This window comes from Kaistia sp. 32K, from assembly GCF_016629525.1.
Lineage (GTDB): Bacteria > Pseudomonadota > Alphaproteobacteria > Rhizobiales > Kaistiaceae > Kaistia.
In genome coordinates, this window is record NZ_AP024269.1 from 1,079,861 (window position 1) to 1,103,631 (window position 23,771).

The 23,771-nt window shown below is 64.8% G+C and carries 22 protein-coding genes; 15 read left to right on the forward strand and 7 right to left on the reverse strand.

Annotated features, from left to right (window positions below):
• The first annotated feature begins 18 nt into the window (after positions 1-18).
• The 6 genes from K32_RS04690 to K32_RS04715 are packed head-to-tail and all read left to right on the forward strand — an operon-like array spanning position 19 to position 6,614.
• Entirely contained in the window at positions 19-900 is an 882-nt protein-coding gene (locus K32_RS04690; RefSeq protein WP_201402921.1) for a carbohydrate ABC transporter permease, read from the forward strand.
• Complete coding sequence (locus K32_RS04695) at positions 897-1,748, forward strand: carbohydrate ABC transporter permease (RefSeq protein WP_201402922.1); 852 nt, start codon at positions 897-899, stop codon at positions 1,746-1,748. Before K32_RS04690 ends, K32_RS04695 begins: the two co-directional genes overlap by 4 nt.
• 17 nt (positions 1,749-1,765) lie before the next feature.
• Positions 1,766-4,144 carry an alpha-mannosidase gene (locus tag K32_RS04700; protein WP_201402923.1) on the forward strand — a complete coding sequence of 793 codons (2,379 nt, stop codon included), beginning with the start codon at positions 1,766-1,768 and terminating at the stop codon, positions 4,142-4,144.
• Complete coding sequence (locus K32_RS04705) at positions 4,134-5,072, forward strand: ROK family protein (RefSeq protein WP_201402924.1); 939 nt, start codon at positions 4,134-4,136, stop codon at positions 5,070-5,072. Before K32_RS04700 ends, K32_RS04705 begins: the two co-directional genes overlap by 11 nt.
• On the forward strand, positions 5,072-5,665 hold the full coding sequence (locus tag K32_RS04710; protein WP_244669960.1) for an SIS domain-containing protein: 594 nt from the start codon (positions 5,072-5,074) through the stop codon (positions 5,663-5,665). The genes K32_RS04705 and K32_RS04710 overlap by 1 nt, the downstream gene beginning before the upstream one ends.
• Positions 5,666-5,675: 10 nt before the next feature.
• Entirely contained in the window at positions 5,676-6,614 is a 939-nt protein-coding gene (locus K32_RS04715) for a sugar-binding transcriptional regulator (protein ID WP_201402926.1), read from the forward strand.
• A 44-nt stretch (positions 6,615-6,658) separates the two neighbouring features.
• Here the strand turns inward: K32_RS04715 and K32_RS04720 are convergent, their stop codons facing one another.
• The 7 genes from K32_RS04720 to K32_RS04750 all read right to left on the reverse strand — a co-directional run bounded on the left by K32_RS04720 (position 6,659) and on the right by K32_RS04750 (position 12,955).
• The gene (locus K32_RS04720) at positions 6,659-7,336 is read right to left on the reverse strand and encodes a response regulator transcription factor (RefSeq protein WP_201402927.1); all 678 of its coding nucleotides are present in this window, start codon (positions 7,334-7,336) and stop codon (positions 6,659-6,661) included.
• Positions 7,333-8,409, reverse strand: a complete 1,077-nt coding sequence (locus K32_RS04725) for a sensor histidine kinase (protein WP_201402928.1) — start codon at positions 8,407-8,409, stop codon at positions 7,333-7,335. The genes K32_RS04720 and K32_RS04725 overlap by 4 nt, the downstream gene beginning before the upstream one ends.
• A gap of 97 nt (positions 8,410-8,506) precedes the next feature.
• Positions 8,507-9,208, reverse strand: a complete 702-nt coding sequence (locus K32_RS04730; RefSeq protein ID WP_201402929.1) for an MgtC/SapB family protein — start codon at positions 9,206-9,208, stop codon at positions 8,507-8,509.
• Between the two features lie 9 nt (positions 9,209-9,217).
• Entirely contained in the window at positions 9,218-9,535 is a 318-nt protein-coding gene (locus K32_RS04735; protein ID WP_201402930.1) for a hypothetical protein, read from the reverse strand.
• A 97-nt stretch (positions 9,536-9,632) separates the two neighbouring features.
• The gene (gene mgtA / locus K32_RS04740; protein ID WP_201402931.1) at positions 9,633-12,347 is read right to left on the reverse strand and encodes a magnesium-translocating P-type ATPase; all 2,715 of its coding nucleotides are present in this window, start codon (positions 12,345-12,347) and stop codon (positions 9,633-9,635) included.
• A 138-nt stretch (positions 12,348-12,485) separates the two neighbouring features.
• On the reverse strand, positions 12,486-12,641 hold the full coding sequence (locus K32_RS04745) for a hypothetical protein (RefSeq protein WP_201402932.1): 156 nt from the start codon (positions 12,639-12,641) through the stop codon (positions 12,486-12,488).
• Positions 12,638-12,955, reverse strand: a complete 318-nt coding sequence (locus K32_RS04750) for a hypothetical protein (protein WP_201402933.1) — start codon at positions 12,953-12,955, stop codon at positions 12,638-12,640. Before K32_RS04750 ends, K32_RS04745 begins: the two co-directional genes overlap by 4 nt.
• 597 nt (positions 12,956-13,552) lie before the next feature.
• Here K32_RS04750 and K32_RS04755 point away from each other — a divergent pair.
• From K32_RS04755 to hisN, 9 genes are all read left to right on the forward strand, one after another.
• Complete coding sequence (locus tag K32_RS04755; RefSeq protein ID WP_201402934.1) at positions 13,553-15,136, forward strand: ABC transporter substrate-binding protein; 1,584 nt, start codon at positions 13,553-13,555, stop codon at positions 15,134-15,136.
• A gap of 76 nt (positions 15,137-15,212) precedes the next feature.
• Positions 15,213-16,193 carry an ABC transporter permease gene (locus K32_RS04760; protein WP_201402935.1) on the forward strand — a complete coding sequence of 327 codons (981 nt, stop codon included), beginning with the start codon at positions 15,213-15,215 and terminating at the stop codon, positions 16,191-16,193.
• Positions 16,193-17,113, forward strand: coding sequence for an ABC transporter permease (locus tag K32_RS04765; protein ID WP_201402936.1), 921 nt, complete (start codon positions 16,193-16,195; stop codon positions 17,111-17,113). The genes K32_RS04760 and K32_RS04765 overlap by 1 nt, the downstream gene beginning before the upstream one ends.
• A complete protein-coding gene (locus tag K32_RS04770) occupies positions 17,110-18,951 on the forward strand; it encodes an ABC transporter ATP-binding protein (protein WP_201402937.1) in 1,842 nt (613 codons plus the stop codon). The genes K32_RS04765 and K32_RS04770 overlap by 4 nt, the downstream gene beginning before the upstream one ends.
• A 55-nt stretch (positions 18,952-19,006) precedes the next feature.
• Positions 19,007-19,768, forward strand: coding sequence for a DeoR/GlpR family DNA-binding transcription regulator (locus tag K32_RS04775; RefSeq protein WP_201402938.1), 762 nt, complete (start codon positions 19,007-19,009; stop codon positions 19,766-19,768).
• Positions 19,761-21,053 (forward strand): Zn-dependent hydrolase, encoded by a 1,293-nt coding sequence (locus K32_RS04780; protein ID WP_201402939.1) that lies wholly within the window; start codon positions 19,761-19,763, stop codon positions 21,051-21,053. Before K32_RS04775 ends, K32_RS04780 begins: the two co-directional genes overlap by 8 nt.
• Positions 21,050-22,012, forward strand: a complete 963-nt coding sequence (locus K32_RS04785) for a phosphotransferase (RefSeq protein WP_201402940.1) — start codon at positions 21,050-21,052, stop codon at positions 22,010-22,012. The genes K32_RS04780 and K32_RS04785 overlap by 4 nt, the downstream gene beginning before the upstream one ends.
• 27 nt (positions 22,013-22,039) lie before the next feature.
• Entirely contained in the window at positions 22,040-22,975 is a 936-nt protein-coding gene (locus K32_RS04790; RefSeq protein WP_201402941.1) for a phosphotransferase, read from the forward strand.
• Positions 22,975-23,763, forward strand: a complete 789-nt coding sequence (gene hisN, locus K32_RS04795; protein ID WP_201402942.1) for a histidinol-phosphatase — start codon at positions 22,975-22,977, stop codon at positions 23,761-23,763. Before K32_RS04790 ends, hisN begins: the two co-directional genes overlap by 1 nt.
• The last annotated feature ends 8 nt before the right edge of the window (positions 23,764-23,771 follow it).

Consider the following 23,771-nt stretch of genomic DNA (forward strand, 5'->3'; position numbering starts at 1 on the left):
GCAAGCGGGGGCCGGAGCATGGCGGAAAAGCCCGCGACCTGGCTGGCGCCGCTTCTGCTCTTCATCGCTGTCTTCTACCTCTATCCGCTGATCGACGTCATCCGGCTCTCCTTCACCAATGCCGGCTCCGTCTCGCAGCCCTACGTCTACACGCTCTCCAGCTTCTCCGCCGTTCTGACGTCGCCGGATTTCGCCGCGATGCTGACGGTGACGGTGATCTTTGTCATCGCGAGCGTCGCCGGGCAGCTGATTGCCGGCCTCCTGATCGCAACCCTGCTGATCGAGGGCGAGAAGCGTCGGCTTCCCGGGGCAAGCTTCGTCCGATCCGTCGTGCTGATCGGCTGGGTTCTTCCCGGTGTCGTTATCGGCATCGTCTGGAAGCTGCTGCTCGACGAGACCGGATCGGGCATTCTCGCCTCGGTCGCCACGGCCTTCGGCTGGACCAATGTCACCTTCCTCTCGGCCGCCGGCCCGGCGCTTTTCTGGGTGATCGTCGCCAATATCTGGCGGGGCACCGCCTTCAGCATGCTGATGCAGTATTCCGGCATGAAGACGATTTCGCCCGAGCTCTACGAGGCCGCCCGCGTCGACGGCGCTGGCTTCTGGCAACAGTTCCGCTACATCACGATCCCGTCGCTGAAGCGCGTGACGATGATCAACCTGATCCTGATCTCGATCGCGACGCTCAACACCTTCGACATGATCGTGCCGTTGACCGGCGGCGGCCCTGGCCGCGCAACCGAAGTCATCGCGCTCTACATCTACAATGTCGTCTTCGTCGAGTTTTCGCTCGGTCGCGGCGCCGCGGTGGCGGTCATACTGATGCTGTTCGGCCTGGCGCTGACGCTGCTCTACTTCCGCTTCTTCCTCGCCCGCGAAGACGAGGAGGGGGCGTCATGAGCATCCGCACCGAGAAGCCACATGTCGTCCTGACGATCTATGCCGGCTATGCCGTCGTCCTGCTGTTCTTCCTGCTGCCCGTGCTCTGGGTGGTGTCGCTGTCGTTCAGGCCGCTGGAGGAATTGTTCCAGACGACGCCGTCGCTCTGGCCGACCAACCCGACCTGGTCGAGCTATACGCGGGTCCTGACGGAGTCCTCCCTTCTCACCTACATCTGGAACTCGCTCAAGTTCGCGCTCGGCACCGTGGTGGGCGCGCTTCTGATCGCGATCCCGAGCGCTTATGCGCTGTCGCGGATCCGCTTCCGCTCGCCGCAGCGGAAGCGCGCGGTGATGCTCGGCATTCTCGCCGTCCAGCTGATCTCGCCCCTGGTCACGGTGCTGCCGCTCTACCGCTATTTCTCGACGCTCGGGCTGATCAACTCGCAGATCGCCGTGACCCTCGTCTACATCGCGGTCGAGGCGCCATTCGCGACCTGGATGCTGAAGGGTTTCTTCGACACCATCCCCCGGGCTCTCGACGACGCGGCGCGGATCGATGGCTGCTCGCGCCTTCAGGTGCTCACCCGCGTGCTGCTGCCCGTCATGCTGCCCGGCCTGTCCTCGACGGCGATCCTGCTGTCGATCGGCACCTGGGGCCAGTTCCTCATCCCCTACATCCTGCTCGATCAGAACGAGTTGCTGCCCGTCGGCGTCGGCATCCTGGAGTTCCAGTCCACCACCGATGCCGTCAGTACCAACCTGCTCGCGGCGGCCGCTGTTCTCTCGTCGATCCCGGCGATCTTCATCTTCATCATTCTGCAACGCTTCATTATCGGCGCCCTGACATCCGGCGCCGTCAAAGGCTAAGTCTTCGGAGGAATACTATGCTGCACATGATCGGCAACGCGCATCTCGATCCGGTCTGGCTCTGGCGCTGGACGGAGGGCTGCGCCGAGGCCATCGGCACGTGCTGGGCGGCGATCGACCGCCTGGACGAGGGGCAGGACTTCGTCTTTACCCGCGGCGAGGCGCAGGTCTATGCGTGGATCGAGGAGTTCGATCTGCCGCTGTTCGAGCGTATCCGCCACTATATCGCCGAGGGCCGCTGGGTCGTCGTCAACGGCTGGTGGATCCAGCCGGACTGCAACCTGCCCTCGGGTGAGGCGATCATCCGCCAGGCCCTCTACGGCAAGCGCTACTTCAAGGAGAAGTTCGGTATCGATGTGCCGGTTGGCTACAACGTCGACTCCTTTGGTCATGCCGCCACCTTCCCGATGCTGCTCCGGCATACCGGTTCCGACAGCTATGTCTTCATGCGGCCGGGTCCGCACGAGATGGAGCTGCCTTCGAACCTGTTCGACTGGGTGTCGCCGGACGGCTCGCGGGTGCCGACCTTCCGCATCCAGATCGCCTACCACACCTCGCCGCGCAACATGAGCGTCGACGACAAGATCGCCTACCACCAGAAGCTCACCGAGGAGGAGGGGCATCCCTTCATGTGCTTCTACGGTGTCGGCAATCACGGCGGCGGCCCGACCAAGGATAACATCGCCCGGATCGAGGCGCAGAAGGCGAACGGTGTCGACGTCGATTTCAGCGATCCGAACCGCTACTTCACCGAAGTTCGCGACCGGAACCTGGTCGAGGTCGACACCGAGCTGCAGTTCCACGCCATCGGCTGCTATGCCGTCGCGGCGGAGTTGAAGGCGCTGAACCGTCGCGCCGAGGCGCGTCTCAACCAGGCCGAGGCGGCCGCCACGCTGGCGTTCCGCGAGGCAGGCGTGCCCTATCCGCGCGCCGCGCTGACCGAGCTCTGGCGCAAGCTGATGTTCAACCAGTTCCACGACACGCTGGGCGGCACGTCGATCGAGAGCGCCTGTGAGGAGTCGGCGCATGACTTCGCGGCGATCCTCGCGGACTCGGACCTGATCATCAATGCGAGCCTGCGCCACCTGTCGCGGACCGTGCTGCCGCCGGTGGACCCGACGGACGCGACGTTCCTGATCGCCAACTTCAATCCAGGCTCGTTCGACGGGCTCTATGAAGTCGAGCCGTGGACCGATTTCGACGCCAAGTCGCCGCGGCTTTTGATCGACGAGCAGGGCGAGCTGGTCCCGTTCCAGTACATCAGCCCCGAAGGCAAGACGACCGGCCTGCAGCGGATCGCCTTCCGCGTCGCCATTCCGGGCTTCGGCTACCGGGTGCTGCGTTTCGCCAAGCGGGACGAGGGTCTCGCCGCGCCGAGCGTGCATTTCGGCCGCGCGCTTTCGATCGACAACCTCGTCGTCGAGACGGCCGGCTGGCACCTGGCCATCGACCGTGCGACCGGCGCCATCGTCAAGCTGGTCAACAAGGCGAGCGGCCTCTCCGTGTTCACCGGCCCGGCGCATCAGGGGATCCTGATCGACGATCCGACCGATACCTGGAGCCACGGCATCGACCGTTTCGCCTTCGACGGCGAGACCGCGACGCTCGAGGCGCTCAACCTGCTCGAGGAAGGCAAGCTTCGCCGCGCCGTCGAGATCATCACCCGCGTCGGCGTCAGCCGCTTCGCGACGACGGTCATCCTGCCGGAGCAGGCGGACCTGCCGGTCGACCTGCGCGTTCGTCTCGACTGGCACGAGAAGCACAAGCTGTTCCGGATCGCCTATCCGCTGGCTGGCTCACGCTTCGAATATGAGGTGCCGGCCGGCTGGACCGAACGGCCCGACGACGGCAAGGAAGTCTTCGGCCATCGCTGGGTCCGTGCCGTCCGCGACGGCGTGACGGTGACGCTGATCAACGACGCGAAGTACAGCTACGCCGCCAAGGACGGCACGCTCTACATCTCGGCGACCCGCGCCCCGGTCTACGCCCACCACGATCCGATCAAGCTCGAGCCCGGCGCCGTCTATCGCTATCTCGACCAGGGCGAGCAGGTCTTCGCGATCCGCATCCATGCCGGCGCCGAGGCGTCCCGCTCCGAGGCGATGCGGCTTGCCGACGAACTGCTGAAGCCGCCGGTCGCGACGCCGCATGTCAGCCGTGGCGGCAGCAAGCCGCACACGGGCCAGTGGCTCGACGTCCAGGGCGAGGCGGGCGCTGTGATCGCGCTCAAGATCGCTGAGGACAGTGACGCCACGGTCCTGCGGGCGATCGAGCTTGACGGGGAGGGCGGCACGCTCCGCGTCGATGGCGCGTCCGTCGACATCGCTCCGCGCGGCATCGTCTCGGCGCGGCTCGACGGCGCCGTTCTCACGGAGATCGACGGTCTTGAGCGCTGATACGCCGAACCTGCTCGGCATCGACATCGGTGGCACCAAGACCGCCATCGTTGTCGGCTCGCCCGACGGGAAGATTGTCGAGCGGTTCCAGTTCGCCTCGCTGGCCGAGCGTGGGCTGGAACCGATGCTCGGTGATATCGAGAGTCATGCGCAGACGATGCGCGACCGGTTTCCGGGCATCGCGGCGATCGGCGTGTCTGTCGGCGGACCGGTCGATGCCGAGGCGGGGATGGTTCTCGGCCCGCCCAACCTGCCCGGATGGGATGCCGTGCCGCTCGCGGCGCGGCTCGCCGAACGCTTCGGCGTGCCGGCCCGGATCGAGCACGACGCCAAGGCGTGCGCGCTGGCGGAATGGCGCTACGGCGCCGGCCGCGGCACGCGCGACATGGTCTTCCTGACGCTGGGCACCGGCCTCGGCGCCGGCATCATCGCCGGCGGCCGGATCCTGCGCGGGCGCGGCAACCTGGCCGGCGAGGTCGGCCATTGGCGGGTGCATGAGGACGGGCCGCTGATCTATGGCAAGCGTGGCTCCTATGAGGGCTGGGCGAGCGGCGCCGGCCTGCCGGCGCTGGCCCGCTTCCTGAAGCCCGGTCAGTTCGACGAGCTGCTGGACACGGCAGAGCTCGGCGGCCGGGCGCGGAGCGGCGATGCGATGGCGATCGCGGTGATTGCCGAGGCGGGCCGTGCGCTGGGGCGCGGACTGGCGCTGCTGGTCGACCTGCTCGCACCCGAGGCCATCGTCCTCGGCAATCTCGCAAGCCGGCTCGGGCCGGACTTCCTCGACGCCGCGAAAGATGAACTCGCCAGGGAGGCGCTGCCGGCGCTGGCCGCGAACTGCCGCCTCCTGCATTGCGAACTCGGTGACGGGATCGGCGACATGGCCGCCCTCTCGGTTGCAGCCTCGGCGCTGCACAAGGAGCAGAATTGATGATCTTGCAGACTAGGATCGGCGACGCGACGCGAGCCTTCGAAGGCTTGACCCGCATGGAGCCGGACATCGAGCGCGCGGCGCAGTCGATCGTCTCGACCCTGCGTCGGGGTGGCCGCGTTCTGGTATGCGGCAATGGCGGCAGCGCGGCCGAAGGGCAGCATCTTGTGACCGAACTCGTCGGTCGCTACCGCTCGAACCGGCAGCCGCTGCCGGCTATCTATCTCGGCGGCGACGTCGGCCAGATGACTTGCATCGCCAATGATTTCACCTGGGATGACGTTTTTGCGCGGCCGTTGCGAGCGCTGGCCCAGCCGGGGGATCTGCTTCTCTGCCTCTCGACCAGCGGCACGTCGTCCAACATCATCGCCGCGCTGAGCGCCGCGCGCGAGATGGCGATCGAGAGCATCGCGCTGCTCGGCCGGTCCGGCGGCGACGCGGCCGCGCTGGCTGATCACCCCCTGATCGTGGCCTCGGCGGATACCGGGCGCATCCAGGAGGTGCATCTCTTTCTGATCCACTGGTTCTGCGAATACATTGAGGTGGCGTTCCCGGCCAAACCGGCGGCATCATCGATCCAGCTTAGTGCGTAAAGGAGCCTGAATGTCTCGCGCTCGCCGTGACGTCGAAACGATCCTGAAGGTGGCGCGCATGCGGTACGATCAGCGGCTCAGCCCCGCCGAGATCGCCCAGACGCTCGCCATTTCGGAATCGACGGTGAGCCGCGTGTTGCGGACGGCGATGGATCTCGGATTCGTCGAGGTCCAGGTGACCGCATCGGGCTGGCGTGATGCCGAACTGGAGCACCAGCTGATCCAGCGGTTCGGCCTCGCCGCCGCCGTCGTCGTCCAGAACCGGGAAACCGGAGGGCCGTTCGGCCTGCTGCCGCGCGCGCTCGCCAATGCGATCGAGGACAGGCTGACGAGCGGAACCATCATCGGCGTCTCCGATGGCGAGACGGTCGCGGCCCTCGCCGCGGCGGTCCGCCGGGGCAAGTCCGACGATGTCGATGTTGTTTCGATGATCGGCGGCCTGGGCGCGGCCCAGGTCCATACCTATTCGACCGAGATCGGCCGGCTCTTCGCGGCGAATGTCGGCGGTAGGGCGTGGCAGTTGCCGGCGCCCGCCGTCGTCGAGGACGTCGAGGCGGCCCGCTCGCTTCTCGGCATGGGGCTTGTTCGCTCGGTCTTCGAAAAGATGAACCGCGCCTCGATCGCCGTTGTCGGCGTCGGCGCGATGACACCGCAGGCCGCCGTGTTCAGCCACGGCATGATTGACCCCGCCGAGATCGACGCGATCAAGGCGAAAGGCGCTGTCGGCTCGATCTGCGCCCGCTTCTACGACAAGAACGGCTCTCCCATCCGCTCCGCCTTCGACGACCGCACCATTGCGATCGCGCTCGACGATCTGGCGAAGATCGAGCTCCGGTTCGGCGCCGCGCTCGGCTCAGGGAAGCGCGAGGCGATCGACGCGGCGCTCCGGGGTGGGCTGATCAACGCGCTGGCGACGGATGCCCCGACAGCGCAGGCGCTCCTGCAATAGACGTGCTGTGAGTGGAGACTCGCCGGCCGCAATTGGTCGCGACGTCAACCATGGGTTCTTTCACTCTGCGAATGCGCGCCGTCCACTCCGGTGTTCGCTGCATCGAGCTTGAGTTGGTCCGCCATGCGAACCAGCTCGGCAAGCGAACCGGCCTGCATCTTCTGCATCACCCGCGCCCTGCGAACCTTCACCGTGACTTCCTTGACGCCGAGTTCAGAGGCGATCTGCTTGTTCAGGAGCCCCCGGACGACCCGATTGAGCACGTCGCGCTCGCCGGCGTTGAGGTTTTCCCAACGTCGTTGAAGTTCCGAGGAAATCCGTGCCTGATCCAGCCTCTGCTGATCCCGGGCGATGGCAATCTGCACCGCGTCGAGCAGATCGTGATCGCGGAACGGCTTCGTCAGAAAGTCGACGGCCCCGTCCTTGATCGCCTTGACGCCCATGGCGATATCACCGTGGCCGGTGATGAAAACGACGGGAATCCGGATGTCGAGGCTCTCCATCTGAAGGTGGAAATCCGTCCCGCTCTGCTCGGGCATCCGGACGTCGAGAACGAGGCAGGCCGGACCCGTCGTGCGCGCGTGGTCGAGGAACTCGCGAACAGAGGAAAAGGCGACGGCCTGCAAGGCAACCGAGGCGAAGAGATCCTCGAGCGACACCCGCATCGAGCGATCATCGTCGATGATATAGACGACGGGGCGGGGAGGGTTCGATATCGTCATGCCGCCGCTCCCGTCGCCTTCACGTTGAAGAGGAAAATCACGCCCGGGCCGCCTGCGACCGGTTGCGTCCAGATGTGTCCGCCATTGTTCTCCACGATCGCGCGGCTGATGGTCAGGCCGAGGCCGAAGCCCCGCTCCTTCGTCGTCCAGAAGGCGTCGAACAGATGCTGCGCCGTCTCGGACGAGAGTCCGGGTCCGTTGTCCGAGATCGAGAACCGGATCTTTCCTGCAGGTTCCAGTTCGCTCGCGATCGCGAGCCGGAGCGTGCGGTCGGGGAGGGCCGATGCGGCCTCCATGGCGTTCAACACCAGATTGCCGACGACCTGCTGGATCTGGACCCGATCCGCGAATGCCGCCGGCAGCCCTTCGGCCAGCGACAGGGAGACTTCCGCGCCGGTTCGGGTCATGTCGCCTTGCGACAGCTCCAGAACCTCGCGGACCGCCTGGTTGAAATCGAATTCGGCCTTGCGCGGCGCCTCGCTTCTCGCCATGCCGCGCACGCGGGCGAGGATATCGCTGGCGCGGTTCGCGTCGCCCGCTATCCGCTCGACCGCCGCCAGGGCTTTCTCCACATTGGGCGGTTCCTGCGCCAGCCAGCGGCTGCACGCGCTGGCGCTGGTGGCAATAGCCCCGAGCGGCTGGCTGACCTCATGCGCGATCGAGGTCGTCAACTGGCCGAGTGTCGTCAGCCGGGCCATCCGCAACAACCGTTCGCGCGCCTCATGGGCCGATTGTTCCGCGGATTTCAGCTTCAGGCCCAGATAGGCCGTCACCCCGATGACCACCACGCTGATGGTCGTGTTGATGATGCCGACCTCATAGGCGCCGGAACGGGTGAGCTCGAAGCTCACAAGGGTCAGCAGGACGCTGGCGCCCGTCAGGATCACGACCGTGCGGACCGAGAGAAATTGCGTCGCGATCAGCAGGACCGCCGTGTAGAGGACAGCCGCCGCGACGGCGTAGTCGGTCACCGTATCGACGACGAAAATCACCGTCATGAGGGCGATCAACATGGCAAGCACGACCGTCGACCGCGAAATCGCGGGGACTCGTGATACCGCCTTCCTCAGCATGGCCCGGCCTTTCGAAAAGTCACCCCGGATGCCTCACGTCCCAGCGACGATCCGTTTCCATCCAAGCTTCCTGCAGCATGACGGCCGATACTAGCCTCTAAGCGCCTGCGATGCGCCAGCGTGCCGAGGTGATGCGCGGTTCCAGGCTGAGCCGGCCGATGATCTGCTCGAGAAGACGATGCTGCCGGTCGTCGGCGTAGATCGAGGCGCAGACCTCGACGCGATCGGTTTCCTCGATATTGGTGCTCTCCAGTTCGCGGATGTGGAGCCGGTCGCCAAGGTCGCGCAGGAGCAGGGCCCGGACATGGGCTTCCGCCTCGCCATGGCAGATGATGCTGATGGCATAGCTGTTGTCGCCTTCGCTTTGGCCGATCGCCTGCCGGTCCAGCAGGCGAACCAGCGGTCGGAGCAGGCCATTCACCGCGATCACAAATGCTGTGGCGATGGCCGCATGGAAGAAGAAGCCGGCGCCGCAAAGCGTGCCGATCGCCGCGGAACACCACAGGGTGGCCGCGGTATTGAGCCCCCGGACGTTCAATCCTTCCTTGAAGATGATGCCCGCGCCGAGGAAGCCGATCCCCGAAACGACCTGTGCCGCGACGCGGGTCGGACTGGCATCCCCCGGGAAAAGGCCGGCGAAGACCACGAACATCGATGCCCCGAGTGCGACCAGCGTGTTGGTGCGCAACCCGGCCATCCGCTGATGCAATTGCCGCTCGAAACCGATCAGGCCGCCCAGGAGAAACGCGCTGCCCAGAGCGGCCACCGTCGGCACGAGACTTTCCCAATTCACGTCCATCTTCGCCTGCTACCAACTTCCTTTGCGGAGAAGCCTTATCGAGGCCCGGTTCAGGCGATTGGCCCAGCGGAAGAGCAGGCCCACCTCGGCGCGGCTGAGAAAGCCGCTTCGGGCCAACTTCATCGTCACCTCGAACAGCCTGTGCGAAGCGGCTGCCATCAGCCAGCACAACCACCGCTCGATGCGGCAGCGCATGCGCGCCAGAAAGCCCTTGGGACGCTTGCGGGATGGCTCCGCAGCCGGTCGGTAGGGCGGGGGCGTGCGACGCGGCGCCGGCGACGACGCGGAGGTATTGACGAACGCCAGAGCGAACGGGGCATCGCGCATGGCAGGTCTCCTTTGACCCTTCAGGATTTTCGTGGGATTGGCGATGGCGGGCGGCGACGATCGCCGCCCGCCATCGCGTTTGTTTCCGGTCAGCCGATCACAGCCACTGGCGGAAGCGGCGGGTGTAGAAAGTCTTCATGGTCTGGGCGACGAGGCAGTAGCTGAGCAGCGTTCCGGCCAGCCAGGGGAAGTATTCCCACGGCAGCGGCTGCAGGCCGACCATCGCGCCGAGCGGCGAGAAGGGGATGTAGATGCCGAGGACGCAGACGAGCCCGGTCATCAGCATCACCGGCAGCGCCGCCGTGCTCTGGATGAACGGGATCCTCTGGGTGCGCAGCATGTGCACCACCAGCGTCTGCGACAGCAGGCCCTCGATGAACCAGCCCGACTGGAACAGCGACTGGTGCTCGGGCGTGTTGGCCGCGAAGACGAACCACATCAGCGCGAAAGTCGTGATGTCGAAGATCGACGACGTCGGTCCGATCCAGATCATGAAGCGGCCGATGTTCCTGGCGTCCCACTTGCGCGGCTTCTTCAGGAACTCCTCGTCCATCCGGTCCCAGGGCAGCGACAGCTGCGAGATGTCGTACATCAAATTCTGGATGAGGAGATGGATCGCCAGCATCGGCAGGAAGGGAATGAAGGCGCTCGCGACCAGCACCGAGAACACGTTGCCGAAGTTCGAGCTCGCGGTCATGTTCAGGTACTTGATGATGTTGCCGAAGGTCTCGCGTCCCTTGATGACGCCTTCCTCCAGGACCATCAGGCTCTTTTCCAGAAGGATGATGTCGGCCGATTCCTTGGCGATGTCCGTGCCGCTGTCGACCGAGATGCCGACATCGGCATCGCGGAGCGCCGGGGCGTCGTTGATGCCGTCGCCCAGGAAGCCGACCGTATGGCCGTTGGCCTGCAGCGCCTTCAGCACGCGCGACTTCTGCAATGGCGTCAGCTTGGCGAAGATCGTCCGTTCCTCGACCGCGACGCGGAGCGCGTCGTCGTCGAGCTTCTCGATCTCCCGGCCCAGAAGCGGGATGCCTGGCTCCAGCCCGACCTCGCGGCAGATCTTCGTGGTGACGACCTCGTTGTCGCCGGTCAGCACCTTGACCGTCACGCCATGGGCGGCGAGAGCGGCGATGGCCGGCCCGGCCGTCTCCTTGGGCGGATCGAGGAAGGTGACGAAGCCCTGGACGACGAGATCCCTCTCGTCGCTGATGGTGTAGCGAGCCTTGGACTCCACATCCGGAATGTCGCGCGTGGCCAGCACCAGAACGCGGAAGCCCTCGGCGTTGTAGGCCCGCGCCATGGCGGCCAGCCGCTCGCGCTCGGCATCGCCGAGATCGCGCGTGGCATCGCCGTCCCGGACGCGCGTCGAGATCGACAGCATCTCCTCCACCGCGCCCTTGCAAACGAGCAGCTGGCTTCCCTTGCCGTCCTCGACCACGACCGACAGCCGCCGCCGGACGAAATCGAAGGGCAGTTCGTCGACCTTGCGATAGGCCATCGCGGAATGCAGGACCTCGGGCGACCGCTCGGCGAACTGGACCACGGCCTGGTCCATCAGGTTCTTGATGCCGCTCTGGTGATGGCTGTTGAGCCAGGCGAGCCGGAGCACGCTGCCGTCGCGCTTGCCCTCGACATCGACATGATGCTCCAGGATGATCTTGTCCTGGGTCAGCGTGCCGGTCTTGTCGGTGCACAGCACGTCCATCGCGCCGAAATTCTGGATGGCGTTGAGGCGCTTCACCACGACCTTGCGCCGCGCCATGGCCACCGCGCCCTTGGCGAGGTTGGACGAGACGATCATCGGCAGCATTTCCGGCGTCAGGCCGACGGCGACCGCCAGCGCGAACAGAAGGGCCTCCATCCAGTCGCCCTTGGTCAGCCCGTTGATCAGGAAGACGATCGGCACCATCACCAGCATGAAGCGGATCAAAAGCCAGCTCACGCTGTTGACGCCGCGGTCGAACGCCGTTTCCGCCCGCGACCCGACAATCGCCTTGGCCAGCGAGCCGAAATAGGTTCGCGTGCCGGTTGCCACCACGACAGCCGTGGCGGTACCGGAGACCACGTTCGTGCCCATGAAGCAGATGCTGGGCAGATCGAGCAGGCCGGCCTGGTCGTCGGCGATGGCGGCTGCCGACTTTTCGGCGACGGCCCCCAGCGTGTCGTACTTCTCGACGGGCAGCGCCTCGCCGGTCAGCGCTGCCTGGCTGACGAACAGGTCGCGCGACTCGACGAGGCGAACGTCGGCCGGGATCATGTCGCCGGCCGAAAGCCGCACGATGTCGCCCGCCACGATCTGCGCCATCGGGACTTCGCGGATTTCCGGTCGCGACGTCGCGGTTGCGCGGCGCACCACGGTAGCCGTGGTCCGCACCATCGCCTTCAGTGAATCGGCGGCCTTGCCGGAGCGGTATTCCTGCCAGAAGCGAAGCAGGGCGCTCAGGATCACCATGGTGACGATGATGGTGACCCCGGTGAAGTCGGCATCCTCGCCCTCGCGCAGCGGCAGGATGATGTCCGTGACCGCGTTGATGGCGGCCAGCACGATCAGCACCGCGATGAACGGGTTCTTGAACGCCAGCAGGAATTGAACGAGCGCGTGCGGCCGCTTGTCGTGCGCCACCTCGTTCGGTCCGGACTCGGCAAGACGGCTCTCGGCTTCGGCGAAGGTCAGGCCGTCGAGACGGCCATCGACGTTCGCAAGCGTCATGTCGATGTCGTTGCGGGCCTCGATGACCGCCCGCATCGACAGTTTGCGGTTGTCCAGCTTCTCGGCCTTCAGCGAGGCTGGTTTTACGGCAGTGTTCATTGGCGTGATCTCCTGCCGCGTGTCACGGCAACGACGCCGAGCTTTCGACAGGAAAGCTCGGGCCGAGCGGCGAGGCGCGGTCGGTTGGGTTGAAGGATCGATTGGGAAGGTCGGCCGCCGTCGGCAGGCCGCGCGCGGCTAGGCCTGCGGCGCGCCGGGCGGCAGTTGCCGTCGCCCCGGCAAGGGCGTGCCGATCCTGCGCCCCAGCCGATGCAGGCGGGGGCGCAGGATGATCGAGGCGAGCATCAGCGCGAGGACGATCGAGGTCGCCGTGCCGGCCAGGATCGAGGTCATCGGAACGACCCCGCACCGCGCGATGGCTGGACCGCGGCGAGGATCAAGCCCGCGCGCTCGATCCAGGGGCGGGACAGCCATTCGGCGATCTCGTCACCATCGGTCGTCCACCGGCATTCGACCCGGCCTGTGTCGGGATTGACCGACCAGACGGCCACCGGCCGTGGGTCCGTCGAGGCCGATTTGGCGCGGAACGTCGGGAAGGACGGCGCGGCGGCCGCGGCTCCGATTTTGGGGGAGAAAGCGCTCGCGGAAAAGAAGCGAGCGTTGTTGCGAGCGGATACGCTCCGCGAGGCGAAGAATACGAGGTTCATGTCTCACTCCTTGACGCGCCGCGCCGGCCGTCAGGGCGAGACCGATTTCTCAGACCCGACCGAATGGCCCTTGCGGCACGTTTATTCGACTACTGTCGCTGGGCATTTCAGGGTTTCCATTTGACTGTCGGAGGACTTCGCCGTCCGAACGCCGCACCAATATCAAGGCGATCGATGTACATCCATCCCAAAAGCGGCGCTTCGAAAAGGCAATCGAATAGGACGGATATACCAAAGGATATCATCGACTTGTGGTTGCTTCCCCGTCCCGGCGGGGCGGGGTTTCTTGGGCCCTTGCCGCGCCAGATCTCCGGTCGCAGGACAGGGGCAATAGCCACATCTCGGCAGGCAAGCGACCCATGGTTTGCCAGGATGTTTCTGCGCCCGACGCGTCCTGGCGCCGCCATGCCTGCTGCTTCGCTTGTCGTTCGGCGGCCCAAATAGGCGTCACCCGATTATCAATCGGTCAAAACCCACAAAATGCACCCGTCATAGCCCGCCAGGTCTAGGCTTTTCCAAACTGGCACACCCTTTGCAATTGGCTGTTCTGACCGTTTGCCAGGCATGGCGGTCTCAAGAACGACAAAGGGGAACTCGATGAATTCGGAATTCAATCGTCGTCGTTTTCTGCAGGGAGCAGCCGGCGCAGCCGCTGCAGCCGGATTGATGCAGATAAATCCCGACTTCTTTATCTCTTCGGCCTACGCGCAGTCCGGCAAGGCCATGACCTTCCTGTCGGCCGAGAACATCACCGGCAATTGGGATCCGACGGCCCACACGACCCTGTCCCAGAAGAACATCGAAGGCTTCGTCATGGGCTTCCTGACGCGGACGCCGATGAAGATCGAGAGCCCCGGCGACGTCGTCTACGAGCTTGCCACCGAGATCAAGCTGCTCGACCCGAACCGCCTGCAGATCAAGCTTCGCGAAGGCATCTCTTTCCATGACGGAAAGCCGTTCAAGGCGGAGGACGTCAAGGCAACCTTCGAGTACGGCTCGCGGACCGACCGCCCAGCCCAGTGGTATCCGGGGCCGACCGAGACGCTGACGATCGAGACGCCGGACGATTACACGGTCATCGTCGATACGTCGAAGGGCGGCTATCCCGCGCACCTCTTCATCTTCCTCGCCTCCTACCTTCCGATGATGTCGGCCAAGGATATCGCGGGCGGGCCGGGCGGCCCGCTGTCCCAGCGCCTCAACGGCACCGGTCCGTTCAAATTCGTGGCGCAGCGCGGCAACGACACGGTGCTCGAGGCCAATGACGGCTACTTCAAGGGCAAGCCGGGCATTCCGGGCATCAACTTCACCTTCACCGGCGATTCCACCACGCGCTTGCTTTCGCTGATGAACGGCCAGGCGTCGATCGTCGAGCGGCTAGAGCCGGAACAGGTCGATTCCATCAAGGATAATCCCGCGATCTACATCAACCAGGTCGTCTCGGTGGAAAACAAGTATCTCTGGTTCCGCTGCTCCAAGCCCCCGTTCAACGACGAGCGCGTTCGCATGGCCGCCTGCCACGCGATCGATCGCGACATGATCATGGAGCTGATGGGAACGGCCGGACACGCCTCGTCGAACTACGTCTCGCCGGTCAAGTTCGGCTATGTCGACCTGCCGAACTACCCGAAATACGACCCGGAGAAGAGCCAGGCCCTGCTCGCCGAGGCCGGTTTCCCGAACGGCAAAGGCTTGCCTCCGCTCGAATACATCACCTCGGTCGGCTTCTATCCGAAGACGAAGGAATACGGCGAGATGATCACGTCGATGCTCCAGGAGCAGGGGTTCCCCGTAACCCTTACCGTCCTGGAGCCGGCGGCCTGGAATGAGCGGCTCTATCATCGCCCCGGCGGCGGCCCCGGCCACATGGTCGATTGCGGCTGGTCGACCGGATCGCCGGAACCCGACCTGGTTCTGCGCGCGCATTTCCATTCGACCTCGCACCGCATCTGCGGCATCGAGGACAAGGAGATCGATGCGAGCCTCGACAAGGAGCGCAGCGCGCCGACGCTCGAGGCGCGCCAGCAGATCCTCCAGAACGAGACCATGCCGCTCATCGCTTCGAAGGTGCCGTCGCTCTCGCTGTTCACCTCCGTGATGATCCACGCCATGCAGAAGGAATTCCAGGGCCTCTACATCTATCCGGACGGATCGATCGACGCCTCGAAGTCCGCCGCCTGACCCGTGATCGGCCGCGCGCCGCTGCCCTAGAGGCGTCGTGCGGCCTCTCCAGAGCCCTTGACGCGGAGTCGATGGAATGTTCGCCGTCAATTTTCTGATGCGACGCCTGATGCAGGGCGTCGTCATCATCTTCCTTGTGTCGCTGCTGATCTTCACGCTCTTGCGGGTTGTTCCCGGTGATCCGGTTCGTCTCATGGCGGGCGGCATGGCGCCGGAAGCGCTGATCGAGAAGATCGCCACCGATATGGGGCTGCGTGACCCCATCCTGGTGCAGTTCGGACGCTATATGGGCGGCGTGGTCCATGGCGACCTCGGGCAATCCTTCGTTCGCCCGGCCAATGGCGCGGCGACGGGCGGCGCGACCTTCAATGACAGTACCCGCGGCGAACGGGCCAAGGTCTTCGACCTGATCTTCGAGGCGCTTCCCATGACGCTGCAGCTCGCGGCGGTCACGCTGGTGATCGCGCTGATCTTCTCGGCGATCGTCGGCATTAGCGGAGGCCTGGCGATCGGCCGCTGGCCTGACAAGGTGGCGTTCTACGTCTCCTCGATCTTCATATCGCTCCCCAATTTCTGGCTGGGGATCGTGCTGGCGCTGCTGTTCTCCGTCAAACTCGGCTGGCTGCCGGCGATCGGCTATCAGGGCTTCGGCTATACGATCCTGCCGGCAATCGTCCTGGCGGTCGAACTCTCGCCGGTGCTGATCCGCACGCTCGTCAGTTCCGTGTCGACCCAGATGATGGAACCCTATGTATCGGTCGGCCGCGTCCGCGGCCTCAGCCGTCCGAGGATCATCGCGAACCACGCGATCCGCAACGCCTCCGTGCCCTTGCTCAACCTGCTCGGCGTGCAGTTCTCGAGTCTTCTCGGCGGGGTGATCATCGTCGAATACATCTTCGACTATCCCGGCCTTGGCCTGCTCACGATCAATGCCGTGCTGCAGCGCGATTTCCCGCTCATCCAAGGCATTGCGATCGTCACCAGCGCGATCTTCGTCCTCATCAACATCATCGTCGATCTCGCCGCGACGACCATCGATCCGAGGCTCGAATACTGATGACCCTCACCTCGACCGCAGATATTCCGATCGTCAAGCAGACTGCCTCCAAATCCATCTCCCGGCGAATTCTCGATCGCGCAGCATCGACACCCGGCTTCCGCATCGGACTTGCCATATTCGTGATCCTGGTCATCGCCGCCGCGCTCTATCCGGACCTGAGCGGCATTGATCCCACCAAGATGGATGTTCGCGCGAGACTTCTCCCGCCTCTCTTCCTGGGGGACAAATGGAGCTGGGCGCATCCGCTCGGCACCGACCAGATCGGCCGGGATATGCTCGTGCGCTCGCTGGTCGGCCTGCGCTATTCCTTCCTGATCGGCGTGGCGTCCGTTTTCGTGACGCTAGCCATCGGCTGCGCGCTCGGCACGGTCGCCGGCTATTTCGGCGGCCGGACGGATATGCTGATCATGCGCCTGACCGACGCCCAGCTGTCCATTCCCATGATCATCTTGGCGATCGCCGTGCTCGGGGTGTCGCGCCCGACCATTCCCGCCATCATCCTCGTCCTCGGTCTGTCGAACTGGCCGGTCTATGCCCGCATCATGCGCAGCATCATGATGACCGAGCGCCAGCGCGAATATGTGCGGGCAGCCAAGCTTGGTGGATCGACGGATCTGCGGGTCATCCTGACGCTCCTCGTGCCGCTTCTGCTTCCTCCGGTCGTATTCACCTCGGTGCTGGACGTCGCGCGCATGATGATCTTCGAGTCGACGCTCGGCTTCCTCGGGCTCGGCGTGCAACCGCCGACGCCGACCTTCGGAAACATCATCGCCGATGGCCGAAAGTACCTGCTGAATGCCTGGTGGATCGCCACCATGCCCGGCGTCTTCCTCGGACTTACGCTCACCAGCATCAATCTCGTCGGCGCATCGCTGGAGCGGGCGCGCAACACGATCCACGGAGGTTCCGAGGGATGAACCCGCCGCTTCTCGAACTGAAGAATCTCACCGTATCGGCCGGCCGAAATGAAAAGGCGCGGGTCATCCTGAATGACGTGTCCCTGACGCTGGCTCCGCGGGAAATCGTCGGGGTGGTGGGAGCGAGCGGCGCCGGCAAGACGGTGCTGTCCAAGGCGGTCGTCAACTGGCTGGAACCGCCGCTCGCCCTCAGCTCGGGCGCCGTGCTCTTCGAGGGCAAGGACATCTACGATCTCCATGAGAGCGAGATGCTTACGCTCCGCCGCCGCGTCGCCTATGTCGGCGCGAACCCGATGGGCGCGCTCGATCCGACCCTGCCTGTCGGCACCCAAATCGTCGAGAAGCTGCGCGCCGTCGTTCCGGGCACGTCGCGGGAGGAGGCAAAACGGCGCGCCATCGAACTGCTGGAAGCCGTGCGCATCCCGTCGGCGCGCAGCCGGTTCCTCGATTACCCCTCGCAGTTCTCGGGCGGCATGATGCAGCGCGCCCTGATCGTCGACGCGCTCGTCACCAATCCCGCGCTTCTCGTCGCTGACAACGTTACCCAGCCGCTCGACGTGACGGTGGCCGCGCAGGTCATCCGCCTGATGAAGGAGCTGACCGAGAGCTTCGACACCGCCGTCCTTTTCGTGACCTCGTCACTTCCCGTCGCGCGGGAGGCCTGTGGGCGGATCCTCGTGATGGATGAGGGACGTATCGTCGAGGAGCAGGAGACGGAGCGCCTCATCGCCGCGCCGGCCTCTGCCTACACGCGGGAGCTGGTTGCCCAGACCCCGAAGATCTGGATCGAGAAGACCGAACTGCCGCGCCTCAACGAGAAACGCGACGTGGTCCTGAGCCTGCGCGACGCCTCGCAGATCTACAAGGTCAAGAAGAAGACCGGGCTCGGCGGCTTCAACCAGGTGCGCGCCGTCCGCGACGTCACCTTCGATATAAGGCGCGGCGACAGTTTCGCGATCGTCGGCGAGTCCGGTTGCGGCAAGTCGACCCTGATGCGGCTTCTCAGCCGGCTCGAATTGCCGAGCTCCGGCCAGATCCTGTGCGGGGACCAGGATATCGCGACCCTTTCCGGCAAGTCGCTTCTGTCGTTCCGCAAGAAGCTGCAGATGGTGCTGCAGGATCCGTTCGGCTCGCTCCCGCCCCGCACGTCGATCGGTAAGATGCTGGAAGGGCCGCTGCGCACCCATGGCTGGAAAGACAGCGCCGAGATCCGCCGGCGCGTGCTGAAGGTCATGGGCGAGGTCGGGCTGCCGGAGCAGCTCTACGAGGAGCTGCCGCTGGGCCTCAGTGCCGGTCAGCGCCAGCGCGTCAACGTGGCGCGCGCGCTGGTTCTGGAGCCGGAAATCCTCATCATGGACGAGACGCTTTCGGCGCTCGACCAGACGGAGCAGTTCAAGCTGCTCGATCTCTTCCAGAAGCTGCAGAAGGAATACGACCTCACCTACATCTTCATCTCGCACGACCTCGCCATGGTTCGAAAGGTCTGCAACCGGGTTGCGGTAATGTATCTGGGCGAGGTCTTCGAACTGGCCGACAATGAACGGCTGTTCTTCGATCCCGGCCACCCCTACACGATGGCGCTGCTCAGTGCGATGCCGACACTCGAGACGCGGCGCTACTGGCCGGAAGATTGCCTGCTGGAAGGCGAGCCACCGAGCCCGATCAACATCCCCGCAGGGTGCAGCTTCAAGTCGCGCTGTCCGCGCGCCATCGAGGAATGCGGCAGCGTGCACCCGATCCTGACCGTTCGCGGCAGCCAGGACTTCGCCGCCTGCCATCTCGTTGAAGCACCAACGAGCCATCCAAAAGACGTTGCCAGAAATATAGCACCTGTCTGACGATGGCTCTGACCCCGCAGGGGCCGGGGATTGGTTTCAATACAAGGTAATACTTATGAGTTTTACGGAACATCGTCTCAATATTATTCTGGAAGAGCTGAAGCAGAAGCAGCGCGTCTACGTGAACGAGCTCGTGACGCAGCTTGGCGTCAGCCAGGAATCGATAAGACGTGACCTCAGGGAGTTGGAGCTTCGGGGGTACGCCCGACGTCTCTATGGCGGGGCGGTGATCAACCAGCAGGAGAGCGATCAGCCATTCGCCGATCGTCTGCGCGTCGGCGCCAGGGAGAAGGCCAGGATTGGCGAGGCGGCCGCCGCGCTCGTGCAAGACGGCATGAAGGTGTTCATCGACACCGGCACGACGACGCTCGCATGCCTGAAGCATCTGGAGGCCCGCAAGGACATTACCGTCGTGAGCAATTCGCTCGCGATCGCCGCGCATTTCTTCAACTTTCCGCAGGCGGGGGTTCGCGTTCTGGGCGGACGGATGCGACCCGAATATCAGGCGACCTACGGTCACGAGACCGTCGCGGCGATGAAGGAGCACTTCTTCGATCTCGCGATCATCGCCATCTGCGCCGTCCATATCGAGCGCGGCTTCATGGATTTCGGCGAGGACGAAGCCGTCCTTCGTCGCATCGCCCAGGCACAATCGAAACGATCCGTCATCGTCGCCGACAGCTCAAAATTCGGCCGGCTGGGCTCGATCCATACCCTCGGGCTCGACGAGGTCGACGCCGTCGTGACGAGCGGCGTGATCGCCAAGGAATTCTCGGACCAATTCAACCAATCGAACGTGGAAATCATCCATGCCTGACGTCTCTTCTTCCTCCCAAGCCCCGATCGACGCCGAACGCCTCCAGGAAATGATGGAGGCGGTTTCTACCTTCGGCGGCGGCCCTGACGGCTCGATGACGCGCCTCACGCTCAGCCAGGAAGACGGCATGGCGCGGGATTGGCTCGGCCGGTGGTTTTCCGCCAACGGCTTCGAGCAGGCCATCGACGCCATCGGCAACCAGTTCGGCAAGATGACGCTTGCCGGCGCCAACGCGCCTGTCGTCATGGTCGGCTCGCATATCGACAGCCAGCCGAACGGCGGCCGTTTCGACGGTGCCTTTGGCGTCGTCGCCGCCTGCGAGGCGATCCTCGCGGTCTCGGAGCGCCTGAAGGCAGAAAACCGCCTCTCGGCCTGCAATTTCCAGGTCGTCAACTGGACGAACGAGGAGGGCGCGCGCTTCCAGCCCAGCCTTCTCGGCAGCAGCGTCTTCTCCGGCGCCGCCGAGCTCGACTGGGCGCTCGATCGCCGGGATGGCGACGGCATTTCCGTGCGCGAGTCGCTCGATGCGATCGGCTATGCCGGCACGGACAAGGTGGCCATTCCCGACGCCCTGATCGAACTGCATGTCGAGGGCAGTTCGACGCTCGAGGATGCCGGCGAGAAGTTCGGCATCTTCACCGGCTTCTGGGGCGCCACCAAATATCGCCTCGCGTTTCTCGGGCTGCAGGCGCACACCGGTCCGACGCCCATGGCGATCCGCAAGGATGCCCTGCTCGCCGCGGCCTATCTCATCGGCGACCTCAAGCAGATCGCGGGCGAGCATGGTCTCGACCTGCACACCTCGGTCGGCCGCCTCGAAGTCTATCCCAATTCGCCGAACGTCGTGCCGGCGGAGGCGGTGCTCTTCATCGAGCTGCGCTCCGGTTCGCCGGAAATCCTCGCGGAAGCCGAGCGCAAGCTGAAGGCCCGGATCGAGGAGGCGGCGCTGAAGGCCGGCGTCGGCTTCGAGGTCCGCTCGATCGATCGCCGCAAGGCCGGGACGTTCGCGCGCGGCCTGATCGAGCTCGCGGAGAGGGCCGCGGCCGGTCGCGGCGAGACGGCCCGGCACCTCGCGACCATCGGTGGCCATGACGCGGTCGCCATGTCGGGCGTCTGTCCGTCCGTGGTGATCGCCGTCCCGAGCCGGGATGGCGTCATCCATCATCCGACCGAATATACCTCGCCGGAGGACCAGGCGTTCGGAACGCAGGTCCTCGCGGACATGCTCTACCGGATCGCCTGCGAAGGGCTCCAGGAAGTCGAGCGCAGCGAGGCTGTCGCATGAAAGCCCTGGGGTCTCCCGAGACTTCTCTGGAGGCGCGCGCGGAGCAGGCGCTTGCCGCCTTCTCCGTCGTGAACACGGGCGCGGCGACATACGAGCCGGCGATGCCGGCGGTGGCGTCGCCCTCCTATCACGCCGTCGAATCCCGGACCTTCGCCGTGGCCCCGGCCGGCGCGGAGGCGACGCATTTCCTCCGCCTCGGGCTTGAGGAAGTTGCCGATCTGGCGGACGGCGAGACCGCCTTTGCCGCAGCGAGGCGCCTTCATGCGCTGGGGTTCTCACCCGAGGTAATGGGCCACGATCCCGGGACGGGCAGCATGCTCTTTGCCCGACTGGGCGAAGGCTGGCGGGCGGCCCGGATCGACGACCTCATTCCCGAGGCGCGGGTGACCCGCCTGATCGCGATGCAAAAGGCGATCGGTCAGGGAGAGCCCTTCGGTCGCCCATGGTCCGTCTTCGACGGTGTCGCGCAGCTCCGGCAGATCCTCGGCGACGATGTCGACCTGCCGGATGATGTGGACTGGATGCTCGCCTGGATGGCGTCGATCCGGGAGGCAATCGAGGCCTCGGGCGTGGATCTCAAGCCGGCGCATGGCGACCCGCATTCTTCCAACGTCATGCTCGGCCCCGATGGCGCGATGCAACTCGTCGATTTCGACATGGCCGGAGACGTCGATCCCTACTACCAGCTCGGGGCGCAGATGAACGAACTCTACCAGTTCGACAGCCAGATGAAGCCGTTGCTGGAAATGCATGACGGTGCGTTCTCGGAGAGGGCCTTCAACCGTTGCCGGGCCTATGCGGCGGCTGACGATCTCTACTGGGCGCTGCGCAGTCTCGTGCTCGAATTGCGCTCGCCGCGGCGCGGCGTCGAGTTCCTGAAATATGCCGGCTGGCGCTTCCTTCGCTGCCGGATGCTGCTGGGTCACCCGGACTTCGAAGGGCGGCTGCGCACTCTCTGAACGCACCGATAAACCGGAACGAACGACATGAACGAAGTGGGAATGGCCAGGTCCGATGCCGAGCGCGCGGTCGAGGCTGCCATCGTCCAGGTGGAAGCCTGGAAAGGGCGCCGCCTGCGATACAGTCCGGTCTCAGGCGGCATCAGCAACACGAATTTCCGCATCGAGGTCGAAGGCGACGACCTCGGCTATTTCCTGAAGATACCCGGTCGTGGCACGGAAATGTTCATCGACCGCAAGGCCGCCGCGGCCGCGAGCAAACAGGCAGAGGCGATCGGAGTGGGCCCGCGAACCTTTGACTATCTCGACCATTTCGGTATCGAGATCGCCGAATTCATCGACGGTCGCCGGCCCTCGACGCACCACGACTTTGCCGACCCGGCGATCCGCGACGAGGCGGTCCGCATCTACCGCCAGTTCCACGCGGCTCCCGCGCTGCCGTTGACGAAGACCGTCTTCGACATGATCGAGGAGCACTATGCGCAGGTTCGCGAACTGGGCGGCTACTGGCCGCTCGACCATGGCTGGCTTTATCGATCCTACCGACAGGCGCGCGAGGCGCTGGAGGCCTCGGGCCTGGATCTCGTGCCGTGCTTCAACGATCCCATGCCGGGGAATTTCCTGATCGGCGAGGACAAGACGATCAAGCTGATCGATTTCGAATACGCCTCGAACAACGAACGTCTTTACGATCTGGCGATCTGGAGTAGCGAAGTCTTCTACTCCGAAGACGTCGAGCGCGCGATTATCGAGGAATATTTCGGTCGCTACGACAAGGGCCTGCACGCCCGTCTCATAGTCCATAAGGCGCTCGCGGACATCAAGTGGAGCACCTGGTCGATGGTCCAGAACCGGATTTCGACGCTGGATTTCGATTTCTACAAATACGGAATCTGGAAACACATGCGCGCCCGCTCGATCATTGGCGATCCCCGCTGGCCGCTGTTCCTGAAAGCACTGTAATGCCTGAAGTCGATATCAGCCCGGCGGAAGCCGATACCTATGCCGCGTTCGCGGCCGAGCTTGCCGACGCGGCGCGGCCACTCGCCCTGTCTTACTTCCGCACGCCGCTCGAAATCATCTCGAAGCTCGACGAAAGCCCGGTGACGATCGCGGACCGGGCGATCGAGAGGCATCTGCGGGAGAGGATCGAGGCACGTTTTCCCGAGCACGGCATCTACGGCGAGGAGATGGGCGTGAAGGAAGGCAATGCTTTCACCTGGGTTCTCGATCCGATCGACGGGACGAAGAGCTTCATTACCGGGTTTCCGCTCTTCGGCACGCTGATCTCGCTGACCCATGACAGCAAGCCTTTCTGCGGGCTGATCGACATACCGGCAACCGGCGAGCGTTGGGAGGGCGGTCCGGGAGGGACGGCTTTCGCAGGGGCGGTCGCCCGGACGAGCGGCTGCGAAGCCCTCGCCGACGCCCGCTTCTATACGACCTCACCCGACATGTTTTCAGGCGGCGAAATCGAGCTTTACAGCGCCCTCTCGGCCGCGGCGCGAATGCGCCGTTTCGGCGGAGATTGCTATATCTACGGTCTGCTGGCATCCGGACATTGCGATCTCGTCCTCGAGACGGCTCTGCAGCCCTATGACTACATGGCCCTGGTGCCGGTCGTGCGGGGCGCCGGCGGCTGCATCACGGATTGGCAAGGAAACGCGCTTTCCATTCATTCGGAAGGCCGGGTGCTGGCCTCGGCGTCACCGCAGCTTCACGACGAAGCGCTAAGCTTCCTCAACCGGTGATCCAATCC

Bases quoted from the DNA above. Each gene is read 5' to 3' on its own strand.
- K32_RS04690 (WP_201402921.1), top strand. From the start codon at position 19: ATGGCGGAAAAGCCCGCGACCTGGCTGGCGCCGCTTCTGCTCTTCATC.
- K32_RS04695 (WP_201402922.1), top strand. From the start codon at position 897: ATGAGCATCCGCACCGAGAAGCCACATGTCGTCCTGACGATCTATGCC.
- K32_RS04700 (WP_201402923.1), top strand. From the start codon at position 1,766: ATGCTGCACATGATCGGCAACGCGCATCTCGATCCGGTCTGGCTCTGG.
- K32_RS04710 (WP_244669960.1), top strand. From the start codon at position 5,072: ATGATCTTGCAGACTAGGATCGGCGACGCGACGCGAGCCTTCGAAGGC.
- K32_RS04715 (WP_201402926.1), top strand. From the start codon at position 5,676: ATGTCTCGCGCTCGCCGTGACGTCGAAACGATCCTGAAGGTGGCGCGC.
- K32_RS04720 (WP_201402927.1), bottom strand. From the start codon at position 7,336: ATGACGATATCGAACCCTCCCCGCCCCGTCGTCTATATCATCGACGAT.
- K32_RS04725 (WP_201402928.1), bottom strand. From the start codon at position 8,409: ATGCTGAGGAAGGCGGTATCACGAGTCCCCGCGATTTCGCGGTCGACG.
- K32_RS04730 (WP_201402929.1), bottom strand. From the start codon at position 9,208: ATGGACGTGAATTGGGAAAGTCTCGTGCCGACGGTGGCCGCTCTGGGC.
- K32_RS04735 (WP_201402930.1), bottom strand. From the start codon at position 9,535: ATGCGCGATGCCCCGTTCGCTCTGGCGTTCGTCAATACCTCCGCGTCG.
- mgtA (WP_201402931.1), bottom strand. From the start codon at position 12,347: ATGAACACTGCCGTAAAACCAGCCTCGCTGAAGGCCGAGAAGCTGGAC.
- K32_RS04745 (WP_201402932.1), bottom strand. From the start codon at position 12,641: ATGACCTCGATCCTGGCCGGCACGGCGACCTCGATCGTCCTCGCGCTG.
- K32_RS04750 (WP_201402933.1), bottom strand. From the start codon at position 12,955: ATGAACCTCGTATTCTTCGCCTCGCGGAGCGTATCCGCTCGCAACAAC.
- K32_RS04755 (WP_201402934.1), top strand. From the start codon at position 13,553: ATGAATTCGGAATTCAATCGTCGTCGTTTTCTGCAGGGAGCAGCCGGC.
- K32_RS04760 (WP_201402935.1), top strand. From the start codon at position 15,213: ATGTTCGCCGTCAATTTTCTGATGCGACGCCTGATGCAGGGCGTCGTC.
- K32_RS04765 (WP_201402936.1), top strand. From the start codon at position 16,193: ATGACCCTCACCTCGACCGCAGATATTCCGATCGTCAAGCAGACTGCC.
- K32_RS04770 (WP_201402937.1), top strand. From the start codon at position 17,110: ATGAACCCGCCGCTTCTCGAACTGAAGAATCTCACCGTATCGGCCGGC.
- K32_RS04775 (WP_201402938.1), top strand. From the start codon at position 19,007: ATGAGTTTTACGGAACATCGTCTCAATATTATTCTGGAAGAGCTGAAG.
- K32_RS04780 (WP_201402939.1), top strand. From the start codon at position 19,761: ATGCCTGACGTCTCTTCTTCCTCCCAAGCCCCGATCGACGCCGAACGC.
- K32_RS04785 (WP_201402940.1), top strand. From the start codon at position 21,050: ATGAAAGCCCTGGGGTCTCCCGAGACTTCTCTGGAGGCGCGCGCGGAG.
- K32_RS04790 (WP_201402941.1), top strand. From the start codon at position 22,040: ATGAACGAAGTGGGAATGGCCAGGTCCGATGCCGAGCGCGCGGTCGAG.
- hisN (WP_201402942.1), top strand. From the start codon at position 22,975: ATGCCTGAAGTCGATATCAGCCCGGCGGAAGCCGATACCTATGCCGCG.